Below are 21,915 nucleotides of genomic sequence, written 5' to 3'. Positions count from 1 at the left end.
ACCTAAATAAACAATTAGAGGCGAACCGAAGGTTAAAAACGAGGCGTAAATGAAGAAAAGTCTGATGCTAGAAGTTGAAAGATTTAGCTTCTCACCAAGTTTAGTGCAAACGCCAAAGGCTTGATTCTCAAAAAACTGCTGAATTCTTTCCATTTCGCTAAAAGATGTCCGAATTTAGAAACAATTTCTCATAGGTGAAATCGGAAAGTACTAAAAAATTATTAAACTTGCAGCCTGCTAAATCAGGCTTAAACAGACGAAAACAATCAAAATTCTTATGAAAACCCAAACTGCTAAAAAGTTTTTTCTATTTGCTCTAGTGGCCGTTTTTACCCTTTCGGGTTGTGCCTTGAGCAAGATGAAGAAAATGGCTAAAGACCAACAGTTGACAGTTACTCCAAGTCCTCTTGAAGTACACGCAGATACTGTAAAATTTGAGATGTCTGCCAAACTTCCGGTGAAAATGCTCAAGCCGAAAAAAGTATATCAAATCAACACTTTCTATACTTACGGAACGCAAGAGCGTCAGTTAAAAACTGTTCAATTCAGAGAAGTAGACTACCCTAATTCTGCTACTGAGCAACCATCTATCACTGAAACTTACATGTTCCCTTATGTTGATGGAATGAACAGAGGTAGCCTTCAAGTTCAAGGTAAAGCTTTGAACCCAAAGAATGGCAACTTCCTAGAAACTGAAAGATTAGGCATTGCCGATGGAGTAATTACTACTTCTAAACTTGTACAGCCTTCTTACTATGCTTCTTACGCTCCTCACGGTTACAACGACCAAGAAGAATTGATCCCAACTAATGTTGAGTTCTTCTTCGACCAAGGAAGATCTGTTTTCAAAACTTCTGAGAAAAACAGTGATAGAGGTGAAAAATTCGCTGCATTCATTGCAGAGAAAAATGTTACAAGAACTGTTACTATCACAGGTACTCACTCTCCAGAAGGTAAAGAAACATTCAACTCTGAGCTTTCAAGAGAAAGAGCTGCTGCTATTGAAGCATGGTACAGAGAAAAGATGGATCAGTATGACTACCAAAACATGGCTAGCCAAATCAGATTCATCCAGAAGCCTATCGTTCAGGATTGGACTGGCCTAAAAAACATGCTTGCTAGCTATAATGGTATCACTTCTGCTCAAAAGTCTGAGTGGACTAACATCATCAACGGTACAGGTTCTTTCGAGCAGAAAGAAAAACAACTTCAGACGCTTAGCACTTACAACAAAGTTTTCACTGACATCTACCCTCAGTTGAGAACAGCTAAAACAGAAGTATTAACAGTTAAGCCTAAGAAAGCTAGAACTGAAATTGCTACTCTTGCTACTCAAATTGCTAACGGTTCTGCATCTGCTGATGCGCTTTCTTTAGAAGAAATGCTTTATGCCGCTGCTAACAACCCTTCATTGACTGAGAAGCAGAAGATTTACGAAGCTGCCGCTAAGAAAAACGATACTTACGTTGTACATAACAACTTAGGTGCTGTTCACTTGCAAATGGCTATGCAAACTTCAGGTAGAGAAATGACTAACCACGTTAAAACTGCGTTGAACCATTTCAATATCTCAAACCAGAAACAAGCCAATGTTTATGCTCAAGCTAACATGGGTATGGCTCTGGCAATGCAAGAAAACCTTTGGGGTGCACACGATGCTTTAACTAAAGCTGTTGCAATGAACCCAGGTAACGAAGTAAGCCAAGGCGTTAATGGTGCTAAAGGATATGTAGAAACTAGAGTTGGCCGTTACGATTTAGCTATTGCTTCTTTGAACAGAGCTACCAACAGATCTGTAGATCAATTCAACAAAGGTTTAGTTCAGTTACTAAGAAAAGACTTCAGAAATGCTCAGTCTACTCTAGAAAGCGTAATTAGTAGCGATAGAGGTTACGTTATGGCACACTATGCTGCTGCTGTAGCTGCTGCTCGTCAAGACAATGAAAACAAGGTAATTGAGCACCTAAGAAATGCTATCAATGCCGATTCTTCATTAAAGTCTAAAGCTGCAACCGATCTAGAATTCAGACAATACACTGGTTCTCAAGCCTTCATGGACTTGATTAACTAAGAAAACCATATTTTAATAGTGAAGCCTCTGGTACAAACCGGAGGCTTTTTTTATGCCAATTCAAAACAGAATCTATGTTGGGATTTGAACCCTGATTGATTATTTTTACGGCCGTTTAAAAAGAGTTCGATGAGAGAAATACAATTCAGAGAAGCCCTAAGAGAAGCCATGTCGGAAGAAATGAGAAGAGATGAGAAAATCTTCCTCATGGGTGAAGAAGTTGCAGAGTATAATGGTGCATATAAAGTGAGCCAGGGCATGCTCGATGAGTTCGGAGCTGAAAGAGTGATAGACACTCCTATTGCCGAATTAGGTTTTGCAGGAATTGGTGTTGGCGCAGCAATGAACGGCCTTCGTCCTATTATCGAATTCATGACGTTCAACTTCTCATTAGTAGCTATTGATCAGGTGATCAACTCAGCTGCTAAAATGATGTCGATGTCTGGAGGTCAGTTTCCAATGCCAATGGTATTTAGAGGCCCAACTGGTAACGCTGGAATGTTGAGCTCTCAGCACTCGCAAAACTTCGAGAACTGGTATGCTAATACTCCAGGTTTGAAAGTGGTTGTTCCATCAAATCCCTATGACGCAAAAGGACTTCTAAAGTCTTCCATTAGAGATAATGACCCTGTAATCTTCATGGAGTCTGAATTAATGTATGGAGATAAAGGCGAAGTTCCTGAAGGAGAATATTTACTACCAATTGGTCAGGCTCACATTGTAAAAGAAGGCTCTGACGTTACTCTAGTTTCTTTCGGTAAAATGATGAAAGTAGTTAATGAAGCTGCTGAAGAACTTTCCAAAAATGGTGTAAATGCTGAGGTTATTGACCTTAGATCAGTAAGACCACTAGACTACAAAACAATTGTAGAATCGGTGAAGAAAACCAATAGACTTGTTGTTGTTGAAGAAGCTTGGCCACTAGCTTCCATTTCAGCTGACATTGCCTTCAACATTCAGAAAGATGCATTCGACTACCTAGATGCTCCTGTGAAAAGAGTGAACAGCATGGACCTTCCTTTGCCTTACGCTCCTACCCTGATTGACGCCATTCTTCCTAATGTGAAGAGAACCCTTGAGGCCGTTGATTCAGTAATGTACAAGTAGTTTTATAAAGCATTAAATTGAAGCCTTGATGGAAACGTCAGGGCTTTTTTATTATGAGTCAATTAGTTCTTATTGCTGGAGTAAGCAGGTCAGGGAAATCATCTCTAGCTAAAAGATTGTGCGCTCAACTCAAGAATGCCAAGCATCTGGATCAGGATGAGTTTGTAAAACCAGAGTCAGAAATACCAACCATCAAAGATAGAGTTGACTGGGAAACTCCAGAATCTATAGACTGGACGGAGTGGAAAGAAGCAATAGGCCAGGCTAAGGAGAAGCACGAATACGTTATTGCCGAAGGGATATTCGCTTTGAGTGATGAGAGCCTAGTTAGAGAGGCCGACCTAACCATTTTACTTTCTATCGGTAAAGAAGAGTTTGTAAAGCGTAGAAAGGAAGAGACACGCTGGGGATATGAACCAGTATGGTTTATAGAACACGTTTGGCATTCACATCTTAAGAACCATAATCCGCACAGCATTAATGTAGATTTTGAACTTACTGAAATAAATAGTCCATTAACTACAATTTTAGGGAGACTCGGTAGAAATTAAATCTCATCGCTTGCAAATCCGAGACATAAGCTCTTTCTTTAACGAAAGACTTAGTTTTGAAAAAAGCACTTTCCGCCCTCACTCTGTTATTCTTACTCGTCATTTCATGCTCTGCACCTCAAAAGGAACCTGAGCAACTAGAAACAATTCCGGAAGTTGTTCAAGAGGTTGATCAGCCGAGAACTAGAGTGTATGCCGATATGCCCAACTATCAGTTCCAGTTTGGTTCGTTACAGCTTAATCAGCATATGAAAGATATAGACCTACGAGTCTTTAAGCACTATGGTGAATTCTACACAGATGACTTTACCATCTACAGACTCAACCGGATCGATTATTTAGCTGAATCTTACTTCATCGATGACATTAACCTTTACTTTATAGATAGCCTTTTGGTGAAAATTCAGGCCTATTTGAGAGAAGATAAATCGCATGAATTCCTAAACAAATACGGAGCAGCTAAAATCTACATTAACGACTACCACAACAAGAAGCTATTAGAAACTGAAAAGGTGTTAATAAAGGATGATGGCAAATACCGCATCAATGAAAACTTAGACTACTACACCCTTCGTTGGAAAAGAGGCGAAACCGACATTGAATATATAGTGAATAAAAAAGCAGATAGCACTAAGACCATTGCAGCCGATGACATCCGGTACTTCGATGATAAAAGGCACCGCTTCAAACTCACCTTTCAAAGCTATGACTATGACAATCAGTTAGCTTGGGTGAAGTGGGAATCTTACAAAGAAGCCAGAGGGTTAGTGGCTAAACCAGCTGAGGAGCAATAGGTGTCTTAAAGTATTCATTGATACTCACGTTTGTTAATATCAAAAGAAATTTATCTTGGAAGAGTATTTTGGATCAGTTTTACTTGAATACTTGGGTGCCTCGGTCAAATGGGTGTTATTTAGGTTTTTCCATTTGTTTAAAAAAAGTCCTCCTCCTTCATTCAAGGACATCTTAGATCGGAAATCCAGTGGTACTCCTGAGGGCTTTTTGATCGGACTTTCCAATATTCTCATTGGAGCAATAATGATCGTTTTGCTAACTTACACTATCATTCTCCTCGCATAGCAGCTCAGAACATCCATTCTTATCCTAATCGATATTTATAAGGCTTGAAATAAAAAAGTCCTCGTTGCGAACGAGGACTAGCTATTTCTTTAGGAGCTGTAAAATTATTAGAGGATTAGTTGGCCACTTTGGGTACCCTCACCCAAAGCAAGAACACGTTGGTGAAGATACTAACTTTAGCTTTCAGACTATCTTCTTCCCCCCATCTGAGCAAGGCTCTGCATGGCTCGTTTACCACCAACCTTGTTCATCATCTTCATCATTTTACGCATATCGCCAAACTGCTTCATAAGGTTGTTTACTTCTTGAATAGAAGTTCCAGAACCATCAGCAATACGCTTTCTACGGCTACCATTCATTAATTCAGGGTTCGCTCTCTCCTCTTTGGTCATAGAGCGGATAATAGCTTCGATTGGCTTAAATGAATCATCATCTATGTCCAAACCTTTCAAGGCTTTGCCCATACCAGGAATCATACCCATCAAGTCTTTCAGGTTACCCATTTTCTTGATCTGATCTAGCTGAGAAAGGAAATCGTCAAAGTCGAACTTATTCTGGCGAATCTTCTTATTCAGCTTCTTAGCTTCCTCTTCATCAAAGTTCTGCTGAGCCTTTTCAACCAATGACACAACATCACCCATTCCTAGGATTCTGTTGGCCATACGATCTGGGTGGAAGACATCGATAGCTTCCATTTTCTCGCCAGTCGAAATAAACTTGATTGGCTTATCTACAACGGTTCTGATAGAAAGAGCTGCACCACCTCGGGTATCACCATCGAGTTTAGTTAGCACCACTCCATCGAAATCGAGTCTTTCGTTGAAGGTCTTAGCAGTGTTCACTGCATCCTGACCAGTCATTGAGTCAACCACAAACAACGTCTCAGAAGGATTAAGGGCTTTCTTCAAACCTTCAATCTCTTGCATCATTTGCTCGTCTACCGCTAAACGACCAGCAGTATCGACAATTACAATTTTCTTACCAGTAGCCTTTGCATGTTTGATGGCGTTATTGGCAATTTCTTCTGCGTTCTTGTTTTCAGGTTCAGCATAAACCTCCACACCAATTTGCTCACCGAGCACTTTCAATTGGTCAATCGCAGCTGGGCGGTAAATATCACAGGCAGTCAGTAATACCTGACGGCCCTGAGACTTGAGCATTCTGGCTAACTTTCCAGAGAAAGTAGTTTTACCAGAACCTTGCAAACCAGAGATAAGCACAACGGCAGGGTCTCCCTGAAGGGTCATATCTACCTTTTGCCCACCCATCATCTGGGTAAGCTCTTCGTTTACAATCTTGATCAACAACTGACCAGGGCTAACTGAAATCAATACATCGCGACCAAGGGCCTCTTCTTTGATTTTATCGGTCACATCTTTGGCAACCTTATAGTTAACATCCGCATCGATTAAGGCTCTTCTGATTTCCTTAACTGTTGTTGCTACGTTGATTTCGGTGATTGACCCTTGTCCTTTAAGAGTCTTAAAAGCTCTATCTAACTTCCCGCTTAAATTTTCAAACATGCTTTTAACTTTTGGCTTGCAAAAATAGCCATTTTTCCCTGCATAAAAAGCCGTTGAAAAGACTTAGCTCCATAAATCGAATCATATACTTTTGTATTAGTGTCCTTAATGAGGATATTGTGCCCCAAACTGAACTAACCGAATGAAGAAGATCAACTTTTCTCAGGATGTTTTACCGCACCTGATTGCCGTTATTATTTTCCTGATTATTACCGTTTCATTTTTTAACCCGGTCTTTTTCGATGATCAGAGTTTAGCCCAAAGCGATATAGTTCAGTGGGAAGCTAGTGCTCATGAATTGATGGAGTACAGAGCAGAAACAGGCGAAGAAGGCCTTTGGACTAATTCAATTTTCGGAGGAATGCCAGCCTATCTGATTAGCGTAAAATGGGGGAATCAGTTGATTAAGCACACTCATGCACTTTTTTCATTAGGCCTTCCCCACCCAGTGAGAATCATTTTCGTTAGCATGCTGTCCTTCTACATTATGCTTCTTTGTTTTAGGGTAAATCCGTATTTAGCGCTTATCGGTTCTGTAGCTTTCGGTTTATCTTCATACAATATTATTGGCCTTACCGCTGGGCATAACGCCAGAATTTCAGCTGTCTCCTTTATGCCTTTGGTAATGGGTGGAATTCACCTTTGCTTCACAAGAAATAAATATTTAGGCGCGAGTTTAACCGCTCTAGCACTTGCCATGCAATTGAGGGTAAATCACCTTCAGATCACTTATTACCTAGCTTTCATCATAGGCATCTACGGACTTCTTCAACTTATTTATGCTTACAAAGGCGGTACAATCAAAGACTTTTCTCAGCGTCTTGGCTTGTTAGTAATAGCGGCAGTAATGGCCATAGGGACCTTCTTTGGAGAGTTTTATGCTACTTATGAATACGGAAAGTATTCCAACAGAGGAGCTTCCGAGCTGAGTCAACAAGTAGATGATGAAATGAATGCCGATGGACTTTCATCTTCTTACGCCTTTCAATACTCAAATGGTATTTGGGATCCTTTCACTTTATTCATCCCTAATGCTTTGGGAGGAAATGGCACCTACCCAAGTGACTCAGAAACTGTTCAGTTTTTAAGAAACAATGGAGTAAACAACCAACAGCTAAATCAACTATTAAGTCGAGACCCAAGGTTTAGACCATATTGGGGGCAAGAAACTCCAACAACATATTATGCAGGTGCTATTATGGTATTCCTGTTTGTTTTAGGCTGCATACTGGTAGAAAGAAAATATGTAATCTGGCTAGTTGCCGTGGCGGTTCTGGGTATCATCCTAAGCTATGGTAGAAATATGGCATGGTTCAACGACATCATGTTCCATTACTTCCCAGGCTACAATAAGTTCAGGTCGGTGACCTTCACCATGGTTATGCCAATTTCCTCCATTTCACTCTTAGGAATGATGGGCTTACAAAAGCTATTTGAACTGAAGTGGGACAAAGACACCAAAAAGAAATTCTTAATCGCTTTGGGTTCAACAGCAGGACTTGCTTTGTTACTATCAATATTTGCAGGCACTTTCAGCTTTAGAGGCCCTTACGACAGCCAGTCTCAACTACCACCAGAATTACTAAGAGCATTTAAAGCCGACCGTAAATCTCTATTCTCCGCAGATGCTTTAAGGGCATTCGGGTTCATAGCCATTTTTGCCTTGACCATTTACCTCAATAGAATTGGTTCGGTTAAGAAAACCGTGCTTTATCTTTCTCTCATTGCTATTGGTATAGCTGAAATAGTCATTGTCAGCAATAGATTCATTTCTGATTCCAACTATAGCAAAACCTATAAATCGAACGCTTTTGCATTTACTCAAGCCGACAGATTTATCACACAAAACAAGGCGCTTGGTGATAGAGTGATCGACATGAATGGCTCATTCTATAATGCCACTTCATCTTATCATCACCATCTAGTAAATGGATATCATGGAGCCAGAATTAGAAGATATCAGGAGCTTATTGACAATGCTATTTTACCTGAATTCAGCGCTGTTGCTCAGGATATGGGCAAAGGCTCAATACCAGATTTTTCTAGTACTCCAATGCTCAACATGCTGAATACGAAGTATGTGATTGAGCCTGGTGCACAAGATGCAATGATCAACCCTAGAGCACTTGGTTCTGCATGGTTTGTAGGAAATATTAACTACGTTAACGATGCCGATGGTGAGTTCAATGAAACTAAAACGCTTAGAACCCCTGCCACAACTGCTATCGTTAATCAAAGAGAAGTTCCTCAAGGCATTGGCACCTCAACCGATGGAACGATTGAGCTTACGGAATATCATCCTGGATACTGGAAATACGAGTCGTCCAATACTGGAGATGGCTTTGCTGTGTTCTCGGAGGTGCACTACCCTAAAGGTTTTAAAGTAACAATAGATGGAGAAGAAGTAGATATGCTTAGAGCAAACTATATTCTGAGAGCACTTGCAATCCCTGCCGGTAACCACACCATTGAATTTAGCTTTGAACCGAAGATTTACAAAGTGGGAAGTGGTATAATGACCGTTTTCTCAATACTTGTAATTCTGTGCTTTTTAGGTGCTGTATACCTATCTGTTAGAAAGGAATCCGCACTCTAAGACAGGAGCTCTACTAGTTTACTGACAATTCTATTAGATGCTTTACCATCCCAAAAAGTAGGAATTGAACCTTTTTTCCATTCTCCTATTGATATCTTCTCAATAGAAGAGGTCAACAGGTTCAGGTTCTCACCAATGAGTTCATTAGTGCCTATGTGTATAGTCTCTGGGCGTTCTGTGTTTTCTCGAAGTGTAACACATGGAATCTTTAAGAATGTAGTTTCCTCCTGAATTCCTCCAGAATCTGTGACTACACCAACAGATTTTTTCATCATGTCTAGAAACTCCAGATACGGCAGTGGTGGTATAAATAAAATATTCTGGTAGTCTCCTTTATCAGTTATCTTAGATTCTGTTCTTGGGTGAACAGGAAACACAACTTTAGCCTCACCAGCTGCTTTATCTATAGTTTTTAGAAAAGTATTAAGCTTAACAGCATCATCTACGTTGGAAGGTCTGTGCAACGTTAACAAGAAATAATTCTCCAAATCTTCACCCTTCAACACATTCGGAAACCTTGTCTTTTCTAGTGATTTGACTAGGCTGTCTATCATAACGTTTCCAACAAGAAAAATTCGTTCTTTCTCAATCCCTTCCTTCAGAAGGTTTTCATCTGCCTCTTGGGTAGTAGTGAAAAAATAGTCAGTAACTGAGTCGGTAAGAAGTCTATTAATTTCTTCCGGCATTGATCTATCTAATGACCTTAGTCCCCCTTCAACGTGAACTAATTTTAGGTTAAGCTTCTTTGTTACCACAGCACAAGCCATGGTAGAGTTAACATCTCCTACTACTAAAACACAGTCAGTCCTATTTTCGAGCAAATGTTTCTCGAAAGCCACCATAATTCTAGCTGTTTGTTCAGAATGTGAACACGAACCAACACTGAGATTGACATCTGGCTGAGGAATATTCAGATCGGTAAAAAAGCTACCGCTCATTTTATCGTCATAATGCTGACCTGTATGCACTAAAGTGTATTCTAAACCAACCTGATGTTTCTTTTCATAATCTTTAATAGCGTGAATGATTGGAGAAACTTTAACGAAGTTAGGCCTGGTTCCGGCAACGATAGTTATATGCATACAGCAAGTTTTGTGTAAAAAAAGAGCTCTCTTTCCAATAATAAAAGTTGCTCCTTATAAATTTGAAACAATGAACATGAAGATATGTATGCTCCTGCATGAATTCTACCCTAATGATATTAGGGTAAGCAAGGAGTCTTCAGCATTAATTGATGCCGGTTTTGAAGTTCACCTGATCTGTTTACAGCGTAAAGGAGAAGCTCAAGAGGAAGTTATAAATGGAATAAAAGTGAGTAGAGTCCCTATGGCTCAATCTTTCTTTTGGAGAGGTATTTGGGATATTACCCTCGTAATCTTAGGTTTTCATCAGCCTCTATTTTACAAAAGGCTAAAGCAAAAAATGAGAACCGAGAATTTCTCAGCCATTCATGTTCATGACTTGCCTTTGGCAAAAACTGCGCTGAATCTTAAGAGGCTTTTTCACTCTACAAAAGTAGTGTTGGACTTTCATGAGAATTATCCTGAGGCTCTGAAAGTCTGGTTTCAATGGAAATCAAATCCTGTTATCAGGCTGAAGAACAAGATCTTCTTTGGCTTTGACAAATGGCTGAAGTTTGAAAAGGTAGCAGCAGAGAAAGCTGATCATTTAATTGTGGTTGTTGAAGAGATGAAAGCTCGAATTCAACAAATCCATAATATTGATTCAAATAAGGTATCGGTTGTAACTAATAGCGAAAGTGTTGAATTCTTAAATCAAAAGGTATTTCATGATGTTTACAAAAAAGAGCCTGATGATTTTATTCTTGCCTATACTGGCAATGTGGGGCCTCACCGAGGCGTAGACACAATCATTAAAGCCCTTGCTCACCTAAAGCAATACCCACAGATAAAGCTCGAAATTACCGGCAAACTATCTATTGACACTGAAAAGTGGTTACTAAATCTAGCTCAAAACTGTGGTGTAGAACATATGGTAAAGCTGAACGGGTATCAGCCTTTCGAAAAATTCTATTCCTATATGGCTTTAGCCGATGTAAACCTTATTCCGCACAATAGAAATGGTCATACAGATAACACCATTCCACATAAGCTTTATCAGGGAATGTTGGTTGGCAAGCCAGTATTGGTTAGTGATGCTCCTCCGCTAAAGAGAGTCGTAGATGAATTGCAAAGCGGTTTAGTCTTTGAAGCAGAGAATGAAAGAGATTGCGCTAACAAGATTGAAAGCATGTTTTTGAATCCAACTTTAACAGCCAAACTAGGTAATAATGGCTTCTTAAGCACCACAAAAAAAATGCATAATTGGGAGGCTGAAGGAAAGAAGCTGGCTTCTTTTTATCATGAACTTATAGATAGCAAATAATGGATAAGAATAAAGAAAAGACCAAGAGAGATCGGTTTGTCAAAACACTACACTTTTTGGAGCCTACTCTTCCTAAGGGAAGTAGAATACTAGACTTAGGCACTCCTAACGACATGTCGGCCTACCTTCAAGCCAATGGCTATGAAGTTGACAATGCTTATGGTGAAGACTTCGACCTTAATCCAGAGATCATTGCAAAAGAGGGCTATGATGCCGTGACTATCTTTGAGGTGCTCGAGCACCTAATTAACCCTATGGGAATTCTTCAGCAGATTAAAGCTCCTAAACTCTATGCTTCAGTCCCTCTAAGCCTTTGGTTTGCCAAAGCCTACCGAAACAAAAATGACGAATGGGATCAACACTTTCATGAATTTGAAGACTGGCAATTCGATTGGTTATTGAAAAAGGCGGGATGGAATATTGAAAGAAATGAAAAGTGGACTAGTCCAGTGAAAAAAATCGGTTTCAGACCATTATTAAGAAAAGTGACTCCTAGATATTATATAGTAGAAGCATCGAGAGCCTAGTTTGGTTCTCTGGGTAAAGCTGACCTTCTTCATTTTTTTGTAATTAAGGGCAATACCTGTAGGGCATAGCTGAAAAAAGCCATCTAGCATAATTGGTAAGTTAATGTCTGTCTCTCAACCACTATCTTTCCGCTCAAAATATTACCTTTCAAACTTATAAGCACCAGTTTTGGGTATTGTAATTAAACAAAGCATCCGCTCATCAATCATCTCCTATATAGGCGTGGTTATTGGCTATGTAAATGTGCTTTGGCTTTACACTTATTTTCTAAGTACTGAACAGGTTGGTTTATTCAGGCTTATTCAGAGTGCCTCTTACCTCCTAGCAACTTTTGGGCAAATAGGTCTGGCACAAAGCTTCATTAAATTCTTTCCCGAGTTTAAAAATGAAAAGGGCTTTCTGCCAGCTACACTCTTAGGTGGAACATTAGGATTTTTTGTGCTATGCGGAGCCGCCTTGGTTTTTAAAGACGCCATAGTGGGATATTTCTCTCAAGAATCTCCACTATTTATAGAGTACTTTCAGCTTACTCTACTACTGACTTTTTTGGTTATACAGTTTCAGCTTTTGGAGGCTTACTCTAGAAGCTTATTGAAAATTACAGCTCCAACTTTTTTTAGAGACATTGGCCTGAGAGTGACCACAGGCATCTTTTTAGTGCTTTATGGCTTTAGCTTTATCAACTTCAATCAACTTGTTTATTCCTTATTGATTGTTCATGGAATTGCTGTAATAGGCCTGATTATTAACTTTCTTAAGAACAAAGAACTTCAAGTATCATTAGACTTTAGCTTCCTGAGAAATGGGCAGTTAAAGAGAATCATGAACTATGGTTTTTATTCGCTAATTGGTGCTGGAGGAACACAGATTATACTGCTAATAGATAATATAATGATTAGCGGATATGAAGGTTTAGGTAATAATGGAATCTATACGATTGCCTTCTTTATTGGAGTAGTTATAGAAATGCCCAAGCGAGCCATCACCCAAATTAGTTCGGCATTGTTATCACAATCTTTCAATAAAAACGATATGGCTGCCGTAAACAAGCTTTATAAGCAGACAGCCATTAATCAATTGCTCATTGGTTCACTTCTTCTAATTGGTATTTGGGCCAACCTTACCAATATCTATTCTTTTATTCCCAATAGCGAAGACTATATAGCTGGTTTTAATGTGGTGCTTTTTATAGGCTTAGGTAAACTTTCTGATATGGCCTTTGGCACCAATGGGGAAATAATAGTAATGTCTAAATACTATAGATTCAATGTAATTACGGTAGCCATATTGGCTCTGTTAGCGGTAGTTTTAAACACTTTCCTTATACCTATTTACGGTATAGAAGGTGCAGCTATTGCTTCTTTCTTGGCCATGCTGGTCTTTAACCTTACCAAGTATGTATTTGTATGGATGAAATTTGGCATTCAACCTTTCAGCATTGCTACACTAAAAATGGTTGGAATTTCGGGTACAGTACTTCTTCTCAATTCCTTACTCCCAAGCCTAGACTCATCTATTTTGGATATCGCAGTGAGATCTGCCGCCATAAGCCTAGTGTTCTTAGGGTTAACTTATGGCCTTAAAGTTTCTGAAGAATTCAATGGGGTAATCAACCAAGTCTTTACCAAGCTAAAACTCCAATAACCAACTAGAAAGCGCTTCGGTAAGGGCTTTGCGATTATATTTTTCGATATGCTGAAACTCGAATTGCAATTCACCTGAAAAGAAGGTCTTTAAGAAGGCCAACACACCCAACTTGTCATCATAAGCATAGCAGGCACCGGCATCTGTTTCCGCAAGAATTTGAGCCAAGTCGCTTTCAGTGTCGCCAATACAGAGAATTGGCTTTTTAGCCTGAAGGTACTCAAAGAGTTTGCCTGGCAGTTGGGTTTGAAGCCTATCAGTCTTGGTCTGAATTAGGAGTAACAAGTCAGATCCTGCATAATGCTCAGAAAGTTCTGCATGAGGAATTGAGTCTTGAACAGTAATCATGTCTTTTAAAGCTTCAAACGCCTGAATATCGTTTAAAACCTCAGAGCTGATAATACCCGTGAGCTTCAGTTGAAACCTCTCTGTTGAACCTAATTCCGACAGACTTTCCCAAAGCACTTGAGGGTTCCGCTGATTGCTCAGCATACCAATATGACTTATCACTTTCACCTCTCTGGCACTGGTAGTTACTTCTTCAAAATCATCGGAGTCGAATCCATTAGTAATCACTTTCACTCTTCTGGCTCCTAGCTCTTTAAATTCTTTTGCTGCACTATGACTCGTAACTAAAAGTGAATTGGCCACCTTAAAGACCTGTTGCTCCAATTTTTTATGACGCTTCCAAACGGGCTTAGAAATCTTCATTTCATGAAGTATTTCCCATTGTGTCCAAGGGTCTCGAAAGTCGGCCACCCAAGTGAGAGAAGGAACCTTCATTTTCAATTTAGCACCAATTAAATGCATGCTATGTGGTGGCCCTGTTGTGATAATATGCTTGATTCCGTTGGTTTCAAGAACTCCCTGTAGATAGTTCACCGAAGGTTTTACCCAGAAAACCCTTGGGTCTGGCACAAACAGGTTCCCCCTAATCCAAATAGCAAGACTCTTTAAGGAACTTCTTTTAGACGATTCTAAAATCTGCCCCTGCTTTATTTCTTTTTGACCTGTGAGCTTCTTAAAAATCCTATAAGGCTCCCATATAGGAAACTTAAGCACTTCTACTTCGGGGTTTATGTCTTTTAAAAGTGATTCATCTTTAAGATCAAAGTCTGGGTTTTCTGGAGTAAATATGATTGGCCTCCAACCAAACTCAGGTAAGAACTTACTGAATTTTAGCCAGCGCTGAACACCTGCCCCACCACTTGGTGGCCAATAATAAGTTACTATGAGAATAGGTTTTAGCTGATTATCCAAACTGCTCGAAAATTGCGCTTTTAAAGCCTATGCTTCGGTTTGCTTGCAATTAAGAATAAAAAAATATTATTTCAGCCATCAAATCAGGTCAAACTCAACAAATCAAACATGGGCTTTCTTCCAATCTTTGTCGCTCTTTTAGGACTTATTCTTCTTTACACCATATATACCTACAATCAGATTAAACCACGAAAGGCTAATCTAACCAGTGTAATTGACCATATGGCGGCCAACAGCAGAGAAAGAAAACAGCTTGTATTAACCTATGACGCCCAACAACCAAACTCAGAACTTAGTGATTTGGCCGAAAAGTTTAAAAGAACTTCTACAGATAGGTTTCAGAGTTATAAAAAAGAAGAAGAGTTTATTGAGGAAGTAGATAGTGCAGCACAAAAAACAACGGATTCAGAACTTGCTGAAAAACTAAGACTCTACAATAGCAAACAAAAAGACTTAATGAGCAGCCTAAAGAGTAAAGCAAATGAATATAATCGGTTTATATCAAAAGCTCCTGCCAAAACCGTTGCCGCTATCTTCGGTTTTAAGCCTTTCTAATCTTCTGATCAATATATCCCAAAATCTGTTCTGTATTAGATGGCTCAAACCACTCTACAGATTCGTCTTTCCGAAACCAAGTTAGCTGTCGCTTCGCATATCTTCTAGAGTTTCGTTTTAGCAACCTTACCGCTTCTGCATAGTCATAATCTCCTTCCAGATAAGGAAATATCTCTTGGTAGCCGACAGTTTGTAATGCATTAAGGCTTTTATAAGGAATGAATTGCTTGGCTTCTTCAAACAAGCCTTGCTCAATCATAATATCCATTCGCCTATCTATTCTACCATAAAGTTGTTCTCTCTCCATGGTAAGTCCAATCTTTATAACCTCGAAAGGACGCTCCTTCTTAGATCGTTTACGGAAGTCTGAAAACTTCTTGCCTGTAGAACGGATCACCTCTAATGCTCTAATTATTCGCTGAGGGTTCTTACGATCTACTATACTCCAATATTCTGGGTCTTTGCCCTCGAGTTCATCAACTAGCCGCTGTAACCCATTTTGCTTAAACTCATCATTTAAGGTATCTCTTAAGCCATCTTCTATTTCAGGGAATTCATCGAGTCCATTACAAACAGCATCAATGAAAAGACCAGAACCTCCAACCATTACAACTGAATTATTTCTCTCATGAACTTGATTAATAATGGCTAGAGCATCCCCTTCAAACTGCCCTACATCGTATTCATCATGAATAGAAAGTGAGTTTACTAAATGGTGCTTGGCTTCTGAAAGCTCCAAAGCATCTGGTTTAGCGGTTCCAATTTCCAACTCTTTGTAGAACTGTCGAGAGTCGGCAGAAATTATTTCAGTATTTAAAAATTGGGCAACTTTTATAGCTGTTGACGTTTTACCTACAGCAGTTGGCCCTACAATACAGGTTAAATACTTTTTAAGTGTTTCCATTTAGTAATCTAAGGGACAAATATATTATAATTGGAATTTCAAAATGAACAAAACACCTGGCACAATACTAGTAATTGACGATAATGAGGTTAATAGGAAGTACTTAAAAACTGTACTTTCACATAACGGGTTTGAGCCGCTCATTACGTCTAGTGGGTTTGAAGCGCTTGAAGAGTTAAAGGTAAAAGAGGTTGACCTCATTTTGATAGACATTCAAATGCCTGAAATGGACGGTTTTGAGTGTTTCAGGCAAATCAAAGCACTTTTCAACCTAGATTGTCCTATTTTGGCTATTACAGCTTTTTCAGATTTAACGGATAAAAAGCAAATCATTGCTTTTGGCTTTAATGATTACATTGCCAAGCCTGTTAAGCCCAATGTTCTGATCGATACCTTGAGTTATTGGATCAATAATCACTCAGAAATTGTAACGGAGGGAAACCATGTAATGATGGAACATGTTGACAAGGGTATTCTTAAAGACCTATTGCGGTTTACAGATGAAGAATCTCTTTTGAGTTTGATTGATGAATTTATTGAGGAAACCAAAGCCAGTCTTCAATCTATCGCATTTTTAAGGAGTGCTAATAAGCATGCTGAAATTTTAAGTATCTTGCACAATATAAAAGGAAATTCCGGCTCATTCGGCTTTAACTTGCTTTCATCTAAAGCTGCAAAAATTGAAGCTCACATTAAAGAAAAAAGGTTTGAAATGGCTGAATCAGACCTTGATGATTTTTTTGAATACACCGACTTCCTTTTACGAGACTACCAGAGACTGTTAAATATTGACTAAATTATGACTTTAGAATTTAAAAAAGTTCTAGTAGCAGAGGATAGCTCTGTGATTCAGAACTTACTTAAGAAAATTCTCTTGTTTGAGAACTGTAAAATCACCTCTGCCAAAGACGGGCAAAGTGTTCTAGATAAATTCGAAGCCGAAGACTTCGACTTGGTAATTATGGACATTAACCTTCCTAAACTTAGTGGATTAGAGGCTACCAAGAGAATTAGAGCAGGAAAAACCAAGAAGGCTCAGATTCCTATTATAGGAATTTCAGGCAATGCTAAAAACCTACCTGTTTCCGAATTTTATGAGGCAGGAATGAACGAATACATTCAAAAACCACTTGATTATGATAAGTTAATTGAGCTGGTTAAGAAATACACTCAAAACAATTAATGTCGGTAAAGTATACAAAGCATTTCTTAAGTAAACTAGAAGATATATTCGCAGAATCAGACTACGTTTTGCGCTACGAAAAGGGCAACTTTAAGTCTGGTTATTGTGTTCTTAAAGACACCAGAATTGCTATTGTAAACAAATACTATACTACAGAAGGCAAAGTAAATTGCCTCATTGACATTTTAAAATCTATTGACATTGACCATAAGCACCTTAGCGAGAAAAACGCTAAGCTGTTTATGGAACTCTCCCAAACCACTTTAGAACTGTGATTGTAACCGTACTAGGATCCGGAACTTCACAAGGCGTACCAGTTATAGGCTGCGATTGCCCAGTTTGCACCTCTTTAGATTATAGGGATAAGCGACTGCGCTCTTCCATTCATATTGAAACCAGTGGCAAGAGTATTGTAATAGATTCTGGGCCAGATTTTCGTCAGCAGGTCTTAAGGGAGCGAGTGAAGTCGTTAGACGCACTTATTTTTACCCACGAGCACAAAGATCATACTGCAGGAATGGATGACATTAGATCATTCAACTTCCTTCAAAAAAAGGATATGCCAATTTATGGTGACCCTAGGGTGCTCAATCAATTAAAACAGGAGTTCTCTTATGTTTTTGCAGAGAAGAAATATCCTGGTGTACCTCAGGTTGAAATGAAAGCACTAGATGGCTCTCCGTTCTTAATAGATAATGTTGAGATAACGCCTATTGAAGTCATGCATTATAGGCTGCCTGTCTATGGCTATCGCATTAAAGACTTCACATATATTACAGATGCCAAAACCATATCGGAAGAATCTATAGAAAAAATTAGAGGCAGTAAAGTGGTTATTTTAAATGCGCTCCAAAAGACAGACCATTTAAGTCATTTAACACTAGATGAAGCCTTAGAAATGGCAGAAAAAATTGGAGCAGAAAAAACCTACCTAACTCACCTTAGCCATAAGATGGGAAAACATCAGGAAGTTGACTCACAACTCCCTGATCATGTTTCTATAGCTTATGATGGACTAAAAATAGAGCTTTAAGCCCATTTAGTCTACCACATTAATTTTCAAGGTGTTTGTTCTACCTAAATCGTGGATTGGCATACTTGCCGTGGTAATGAACACATCTCCAGTAGAAAGACAACCTGCTGCTTTAAGTATATCTTCCTGATCTTTAAAAGTCTGATCTGTGGACTGTTTACTATCATAAAAGAAGGCTTCAACACCCCAAACCAAACCAAGCTTAGTCAACAACTTCTTATTTGCTGTGAAGATAAAAATCTTAGCGTGCGGCCTGTGCGATGATAATTTAAAAGCAGTATACCCTGAAACCGTATTACCTGTTATACCTTTTGCCTCAACTTGCTCGCTCAACTTAGTAGCTGCCAACATTACGTTGTCATTCATGAAAGTATCGCTGTTAGGGTTAGGGTCTTGGAATTTATCGTAGATTTTGGCCGAAGACTCTACTGAAGAGATAGTTCTAGCCATATAATTTACAGTTTCTACAGGATACTTACCCGCTGCAGTTTCTGCTGAAAGCATTACGGCATCGGCTCCATCCAAAATTCCATTAGCAACATCATTAGTTTCAGCTCTAGTTGGTCTAGGATTACTAATCATGCTCTCCATCATCTGAGTGGCAATAATAACGGGCTTGGCAGCTCTGTTACATTTTTCAACCATCATCTTCTGAGCCATTGGAACTTCTTCCATCACAATCTCAACCCCTAGGTCACCTCTAGCGACCATAAGTGCATCAGAAGCTGCAATAATCTCATCGATATTCTTGAGTGCTTCAGGCTTCTCAATCTTAGCCACAACCCTAATATCTTTTCCGGCTTTCTTAATACGTTCTTTTAGATCTAAAATATCAGCAGCCGTTCTTACAAACGATAGAGCAATCCAGTCTACCTCCTGCGCAATACCAAACTCCAAATCCTTCTTATCTTTCTCGGTAAGTGCTGGTGCAGAAACTTCTGTAAAAGGAAGGTTAATTCCTTTTCTAGACTTCAAAGAGCCACCATACTTTACTTCGCAAGTAACCTCATTGCCATTTATGCTCTTTACGAACAATTCTAGGTTTCCATCATCAATAAGTACAACATCTCCAACCTTTACATCTTTCGGCAAGTCTTGGTAAGAAGTACTTACTTTCTTAGATGTTCCTAGAAGGCTTTCTGTAGTTATTATAAGGTCTTCACCCGGCTCAATAAACACCTCACCATCTTCAACCTTTTCAACTCTGATTTTCGGTCCTTGCAAATCTTGTAGAATAGAAACGTGCGTTCCTAACTCTTCATTTACCTCTCGAATTCTTTGAACTACACCTGCATGAGTTTCATGTTCTCCATGCGAGAAATTTAACCGGAAAACGTTTACACCGGCTAATACAAGTTCTTTTAAAACATCTTTTGATTGACTGGCTGGACCAACTGTAGCAACAATTTTGGCCCTCTTAGAATGTATAGCTTGCCCCATTTTTAGAAGATAAGGTTATCCTTAGACTTTAATGATTGAGTATTAATTTTTGATACAAATTGCACGAAAGGTATTTGTTTGATTTCGCTTATGAAAACATTCTCATTGAAAGTAATGCTTTCGTTTTCCAAAAGAATCAAATAGTCAAAGTTTTTAAGCTCTGGCAATAAAAAACCACTGAAGCTTCCATTCACATCTTCAGCCTTATTCCTAATGAGCCGAACTGTTTGGAAATCAGTGATATTTGCAAAATTCTGAATAGACAGACTCTTAGTTTGAGTAAAGCCTATTTCTATATTCTCAGATTTCATCAGGTTCAGGCCTAACTCCTTATTTAAAGACCATGCGAGTTTATACGGCTTCACACTTGCGTTGACAGCCAATAAAAGAAAGTCGAAATCGTAAGTAACTTGTAGCTTATTTTTAGCCATATAGGGCAAAATTAGGGCTTTTAGCCGCCTAGGACAAGATTAAAAATTTTGTTTGACATGTGGGCAGAATTGCATTTCTTTGCATCGAGTTTTAACTAAATATTAACCAAAATGTCAGAAATCGCATCAAAAGTTAAGGGTATTATTATTGATAAATTAGGTGTTGAAGATTCTGAAGTTACTCCTGAGGCTAGCTTCACTAACGATCTTGGCGCTGATTCCCTTGACACTGTGGAATTGATTATGGAGTTCGAGAAAGAGTTTAATATTTCAATTCCAGACGATCAAGCTGAGAACATCGCAACGGTAGGCGATGCAATATCCTATTTGGAAGCAAACGTTCAGCAATAACATTTTACATACGACTCCTCTATGCAATTAAAAAGAGTTGTAGTAACAGGTTTAGGTGCACTTACACCGCTAGGCAATAATCTCAATACTTATTGGGATAATTTGATTAAGGGTGTGAGTGGTGCCGGACCAATCACCAAATTCGATCCTGAATTATTCAAGACCAAGTTTGCCTGTGAGGTAAAGGGTTACGATCCTAACGATTTCTTTGACAGAAAAGAGGCTCGTAAAATGGATCTCTTTACGCAGTACGCAATGATTACTGCCGATGAGGCCATTGTAGACTCAGGTTTAGACTTAGATTCCATCAATAAATTGAAAGCTGGAGTTATCTGGGGTTCAGGAATTGGTGGTTTAAGAACTTTTCAGGAAGAAGTTGCTTCATTTGCACAGGGTGATGGAACTCCTAGATTCAATCCTTTCTTCATTCCGAAAATGATCGCAGATATTTCTGCAGGAATGATTTCTATCAAATACGGTTTTCACGGACCAAACTTTGTAACAGTATCGGCTTGTGCTTCTGCTACCAATGCCATGATAGACGCCATGACCTACATTAAACTAGGTAAAGCGAATGTTATGATTACCGGTGGTTCTGAAGCTTCTGTAACTGAAGCAGGAATGGGAGGTTTTAACGCGATGAAAGCCCTTTCTGAGAGAAATGATTCTCCTGAAACTGCATCGCGACCTTTTGATAAAGATAGAGATGGATTTGTTCTTGGAGAAGGTGCTGGAGCACTGATCTTAGAAGAATATGAGCACGCAAAGGCAAGAGGAGCCAAAATCTACGCTGAATTAGTAGGTGGTGGCATGTCGGCCGATGCTTATCATATAACAGCCCCACACCCAGAAGGATTGGGAGCTGAGAATGTAATGATCAACGCTCTGGAAGATGCTTATATGAAGCCAGAAGAAATTGATTACATCAATGTTCATGGTACGTCTACCCCACTTGGTGACGTTTCTGAAGCCGTGGCCATTGAAAAGGTGTTTGGAGAGCATGCTTATAAACTAAACATAAGCTCTACCAAGTCTATGACAGGACACCTTTTGGGAGCTGCTGGAGCTATCGAGGCTATTGCAAGTGTAATGGCAATCAAAGATCAGATTGTACCACCAACTATCAATCATTTTACTGATGATGACAGGTTCGACCCTAAGCTGAACTTTACGTTCAACAAAGCTCAGAAAAGAACTGTTAACGCAGCAGTAAGTAATACATTTGGTTTCGGTGGTCACAATACATCGGTAGTTTTCCGTAAAATCGACTAAA

21 protein-coding genes are annotated in these 21,915 nt (G+C 39.2%); 15 read left to right on the top strand and 6 right to left on the bottom strand.

The features are described from left to right. Positions 1-277 precede the first annotated feature (277 nt). The 4 genes from T7867_RS11890 (at position 278) to T7867_RS11875 (ending at position 4,523) form a co-directional block, all read left to right on the top strand. A complete protein-coding gene (locus tag T7867_RS11890; RefSeq protein WP_068224854.1) occupies positions 278-2,071 on the top strand; it encodes a tetratricopeptide repeat protein in 1,794 nt (597 codons plus the stop codon). Positions 2,072-2,200: 129 nt separating this feature from the next. Then, a complete protein-coding gene (locus T7867_RS11885; RefSeq protein WP_068224852.1) occupies positions 2,201-3,178 on the top strand; it encodes a pyruvate dehydrogenase complex E1 component subunit beta in 978 nt (325 codons plus the stop codon). Positions 3,179-3,231: 53 nt separating this feature from the next. Then, on the top strand, positions 3,232-3,729 hold the full coding sequence (locus T7867_RS11880; protein ID WP_068224850.1) for a nucleoside/nucleotide kinase family protein: 498 nt from the start codon (positions 3,232-3,234) through the stop codon (positions 3,727-3,729). A 56-nt stretch (positions 3,730-3,785) separates the two neighbouring features. Next, positions 3,786-4,523 carry a hypothetical protein gene (locus T7867_RS11875; protein WP_068224848.1) on the top strand — a complete coding sequence of 246 codons (738 nt, stop codon included), beginning with the start codon at positions 3,786-3,788 and terminating at the stop codon, positions 4,521-4,523. A 474-nt stretch (positions 4,524-4,997) separates the two neighbouring features. Here the strand turns inward: T7867_RS11875 and ffh are convergent, their stop codons facing one another. Then, positions 4,998-6,332 (bottom strand): signal recognition particle protein, encoded by a 1,335-nt coding sequence (gene ffh / locus T7867_RS11870; protein ID WP_068224846.1) that lies wholly within the window; start codon positions 6,330-6,332, stop codon positions 4,998-5,000. A 142-nt stretch (positions 6,333-6,474) separates the two neighbouring features. On the opposite strand from ffh, the gene T7867_RS11865 reads away from it, so the two are divergent. After that, the gene (locus T7867_RS11865) at positions 6,475-8,928 is read left to right on the top strand and encodes a YfhO family protein (protein ID WP_068224844.1); all 2,454 of its coding nucleotides are present in this window, start codon (positions 6,475-6,477) and stop codon (positions 8,926-8,928) included. Here T7867_RS11865 and wecB read toward each other — a convergent pair. Next, a complete protein-coding gene (gene wecB, locus T7867_RS11860; RefSeq protein WP_068224842.1) occupies positions 8,925-10,010 on the bottom strand; it encodes a non-hydrolyzing UDP-N-acetylglucosamine 2-epimerase in 1,086 nt (361 codons plus the stop codon). The genes T7867_RS11865 and wecB overlap by 4 nt on opposite strands. A 70-nt stretch (positions 10,011-10,080) precedes the next feature. Between wecB and T7867_RS11855 the strand changes: the two genes are divergently transcribed. The 3 genes from T7867_RS11855 to T7867_RS11845 all read left to right on the top strand — a co-directional run bounded on the left by T7867_RS11855 (position 10,081) and on the right by T7867_RS11845 (position 13,485). Beyond that, positions 10,081-11,313 (top strand): glycosyltransferase family 4 protein, encoded by a 1,233-nt coding sequence (locus tag T7867_RS11855; RefSeq protein ID WP_185101302.1) that lies wholly within the window; start codon positions 10,081-10,083, stop codon positions 11,311-11,313. Then, positions 11,313-11,840: a methyltransferase domain-containing protein gene (locus T7867_RS11850; RefSeq protein WP_068224838.1), complete on the top strand. Its 528-nt coding sequence runs from the start codon at positions 11,313-11,315 to the stop codon at positions 11,838-11,840. The genes T7867_RS11855 and T7867_RS11850 overlap by 1 nt, the downstream gene beginning before the upstream one ends. 169 nt (positions 11,841-12,009) lie before the next feature. Then, complete coding sequence (locus T7867_RS11845) at positions 12,010-13,485, top strand: oligosaccharide flippase family protein (RefSeq protein WP_322299327.1); 1,476 nt, start codon at positions 12,010-12,012, stop codon at positions 13,483-13,485. Here T7867_RS11845 and T7867_RS11840 read toward each other — a convergent pair. Continuing rightward, positions 13,471-14,745: a glycosyltransferase family protein gene (locus tag T7867_RS11840; RefSeq protein WP_322299326.1), complete on the bottom strand. Its 1,275-nt coding sequence runs from the start codon at positions 14,743-14,745 to the stop codon at positions 13,471-13,473. The genes T7867_RS11845 and T7867_RS11840 overlap by 15 nt on opposite strands. A 108-nt stretch (positions 14,746-14,853) precedes the next feature. Between T7867_RS11840 and T7867_RS11835 the strand changes: the two genes are divergently transcribed. Then, positions 14,854-15,300 (top strand): hypothetical protein, encoded by a 447-nt coding sequence (locus T7867_RS11835; RefSeq protein ID WP_322299325.1) that lies wholly within the window; start codon positions 14,854-14,856, stop codon positions 15,298-15,300. Here T7867_RS11835 and miaA read toward each other — a convergent pair. Continuing rightward, positions 15,287-16,204, bottom strand: coding sequence for a tRNA (adenosine(37)-N6)-dimethylallyltransferase MiaA (gene miaA, locus T7867_RS11830; RefSeq protein ID WP_322299324.1), 918 nt, complete (start codon positions 16,202-16,204; stop codon positions 15,287-15,289). The genes T7867_RS11835 and miaA overlap by 14 nt on opposite strands. A 43-nt stretch (positions 16,205-16,247) precedes the next feature. Between miaA and T7867_RS11825 the strand changes: the two genes are divergently transcribed. Genes T7867_RS11825 through T7867_RS11810 form a run of 4 tightly spaced genes read left to right on the top strand, consistent with a single transcriptional unit; the run spans position 16,248 to position 18,420 of the window. Continuing rightward, positions 16,248-17,000, top strand: a complete 753-nt coding sequence (locus T7867_RS11825; RefSeq protein WP_068224828.1) for a response regulator — start codon at positions 16,248-16,250, stop codon at positions 16,998-17,000. Between the two features lie 3 nt (positions 17,001-17,003). Next, the gene (locus tag T7867_RS11820) at positions 17,004-17,387 is read left to right on the top strand and encodes a response regulator (protein ID WP_068224827.1); all 384 of its coding nucleotides are present in this window, start codon (positions 17,004-17,006) and stop codon (positions 17,385-17,387) included. After that, positions 17,387-17,662, top strand: coding sequence for a hypothetical protein (locus T7867_RS11815; protein ID WP_068224826.1), 276 nt, complete (start codon positions 17,387-17,389; stop codon positions 17,660-17,662). Before T7867_RS11820 ends, T7867_RS11815 begins: the two co-directional genes overlap by 1 nt. Then, positions 17,659-18,420, top strand: coding sequence for an MBL fold metallo-hydrolase (locus T7867_RS11810; RefSeq protein WP_068224824.1), 762 nt, complete (start codon positions 17,659-17,661; stop codon positions 18,418-18,420). Before T7867_RS11815 ends, T7867_RS11810 begins: the two co-directional genes overlap by 4 nt. A 6-nt stretch (positions 18,421-18,426) precedes the next feature. On the opposite strand, the gene pyk is transcribed toward T7867_RS11810, so the two are convergent. Both pyk and T7867_RS11800 read right to left on the bottom strand, forming a co-directional pair. Next, entirely contained in the window at positions 18,427-19,860 is a 1,434-nt protein-coding gene (pyk, locus tag T7867_RS11805) for a pyruvate kinase (RefSeq protein ID WP_068224822.1), read from the bottom strand. A gap of 2 nt (positions 19,861-19,862) precedes the next feature. After that, positions 19,863-20,291, bottom strand: coding sequence for an IPExxxVDY family protein (locus T7867_RS11800; protein WP_068224821.1), 429 nt, complete (start codon positions 20,289-20,291; stop codon positions 19,863-19,865). 111 nt (positions 20,292-20,402) lie between these two features. Between T7867_RS11800 and T7867_RS11795 the strand changes: the two genes are divergently transcribed. Together T7867_RS11795 and fabF are read left to right on the top strand one after the other, a co-directional pair. After that, positions 20,403-20,642 carry an acyl carrier protein gene (locus tag T7867_RS11795; protein ID WP_068224820.1) on the top strand — a complete coding sequence of 80 codons (240 nt, stop codon included), beginning with the start codon at positions 20,403-20,405 and terminating at the stop codon, positions 20,640-20,642. Between the two features lie 21 nt (positions 20,643-20,663). Continuing rightward, positions 20,664-21,914: a beta-ketoacyl-ACP synthase II gene (gene fabF, locus T7867_RS11790; protein WP_068224817.1), complete on the top strand. Its 1,251-nt coding sequence runs from the start codon at positions 20,664-20,666 to the stop codon at positions 21,912-21,914. Position 21,915 lies beyond the last annotated feature (1 nt).

Origin of the sequence: Roseivirga spongicola (genome assembly GCF_034376045.1) — a bacterium.
Classification (GTDB): domain Bacteria; phylum Bacteroidota; class Bacteroidia; order Cytophagales; family Cyclobacteriaceae; genus Roseivirga; species Roseivirga spongicola.
This window is presented reverse-complemented; position numbering and strand designations above follow the sequence as displayed.

What these genes read in the sequence shown, in the direction of transcription:
- T7867_RS11890 (WP_068224854.1), top strand. Translation starts at nt 278, where the DNA reads ATGAAAACCCAAACTGCTAAAAAGTTTTTTCTATTTGCTCTAGTGGCC.
- T7867_RS11885 (WP_068224852.1), top strand. Translation starts at nt 2,201, where the DNA reads ATGAGAGAAATACAATTCAGAGAAGCCCTAAGAGAAGCCATGTCGGAA.
- T7867_RS11880 (WP_068224850.1), top strand. Translation starts at nt 3,232, where the DNA reads ATGAGTCAATTAGTTCTTATTGCTGGAGTAAGCAGGTCAGGGAAATCA.
- ffh (WP_068224846.1), bottom strand. Translation starts at nt 6,332, where the DNA reads ATGTTTGAAAATTTAAGCGGGAAGTTAGATAGAGCTTTTAAGACTCTT.
- T7867_RS11865 (WP_068224844.1), top strand. Translation starts at nt 6,475, where the DNA reads ATGAAGAAGATCAACTTTTCTCAGGATGTTTTACCGCACCTGATTGCC.
- wecB (WP_068224842.1), bottom strand. Translation starts at nt 10,010, where the DNA reads ATGCATATAACTATCGTTGCCGGAACCAGGCCTAACTTCGTTAAAGTT.
- T7867_RS11855 (WP_185101302.1), top strand. Translation starts at nt 10,081, where the DNA reads ATGAACATGAAGATATGTATGCTCCTGCATGAATTCTACCCTAATGAT.
- T7867_RS11850 (WP_068224838.1), top strand. Translation starts at nt 11,313, where the DNA reads ATGGATAAGAATAAAGAAAAGACCAAGAGAGATCGGTTTGTCAAAACA.
- T7867_RS11835 (WP_322299325.1), top strand. Translation starts at nt 14,854, where the DNA reads ATGGGCTTTCTTCCAATCTTTGTCGCTCTTTTAGGACTTATTCTTCTT.
- miaA (WP_322299324.1), bottom strand. Translation starts at nt 16,204, where the DNA reads ATGGAAACACTTAAAAAGTATTTAACCTGTATTGTAGGGCCAACTGCT.
- T7867_RS11825 (WP_068224828.1), top strand. Translation starts at nt 16,248, where the DNA reads ATGAACAAAACACCTGGCACAATACTAGTAATTGACGATAATGAGGTT.
- T7867_RS11820 (WP_068224827.1), top strand. Translation starts at nt 17,004, where the DNA reads ATGACTTTAGAATTTAAAAAAGTTCTAGTAGCAGAGGATAGCTCTGTG.
- T7867_RS11815 (WP_068224826.1), top strand. Translation starts at nt 17,387, where the DNA reads ATGTCGGTAAAGTATACAAAGCATTTCTTAAGTAAACTAGAAGATATA.
- pyk (WP_068224822.1), bottom strand. Translation starts at nt 19,860, where the DNA reads ATGGGGCAAGCTATACATTCTAAGAGGGCCAAAATTGTTGCTACAGTT.
- T7867_RS11800 (WP_068224821.1), bottom strand. Translation starts at nt 20,291, where the DNA reads ATGGCTAAAAATAAGCTACAAGTTACTTACGATTTCGACTTTCTTTTA.
- T7867_RS11795 (WP_068224820.1), top strand. Translation starts at nt 20,403, where the DNA reads ATGTCAGAAATCGCATCAAAAGTTAAGGGTATTATTATTGATAAATTA.
- fabF (WP_068224817.1), top strand. Translation starts at nt 20,664, where the DNA reads ATGCAATTAAAAAGAGTTGTAGTAACAGGTTTAGGTGCACTTACACCG.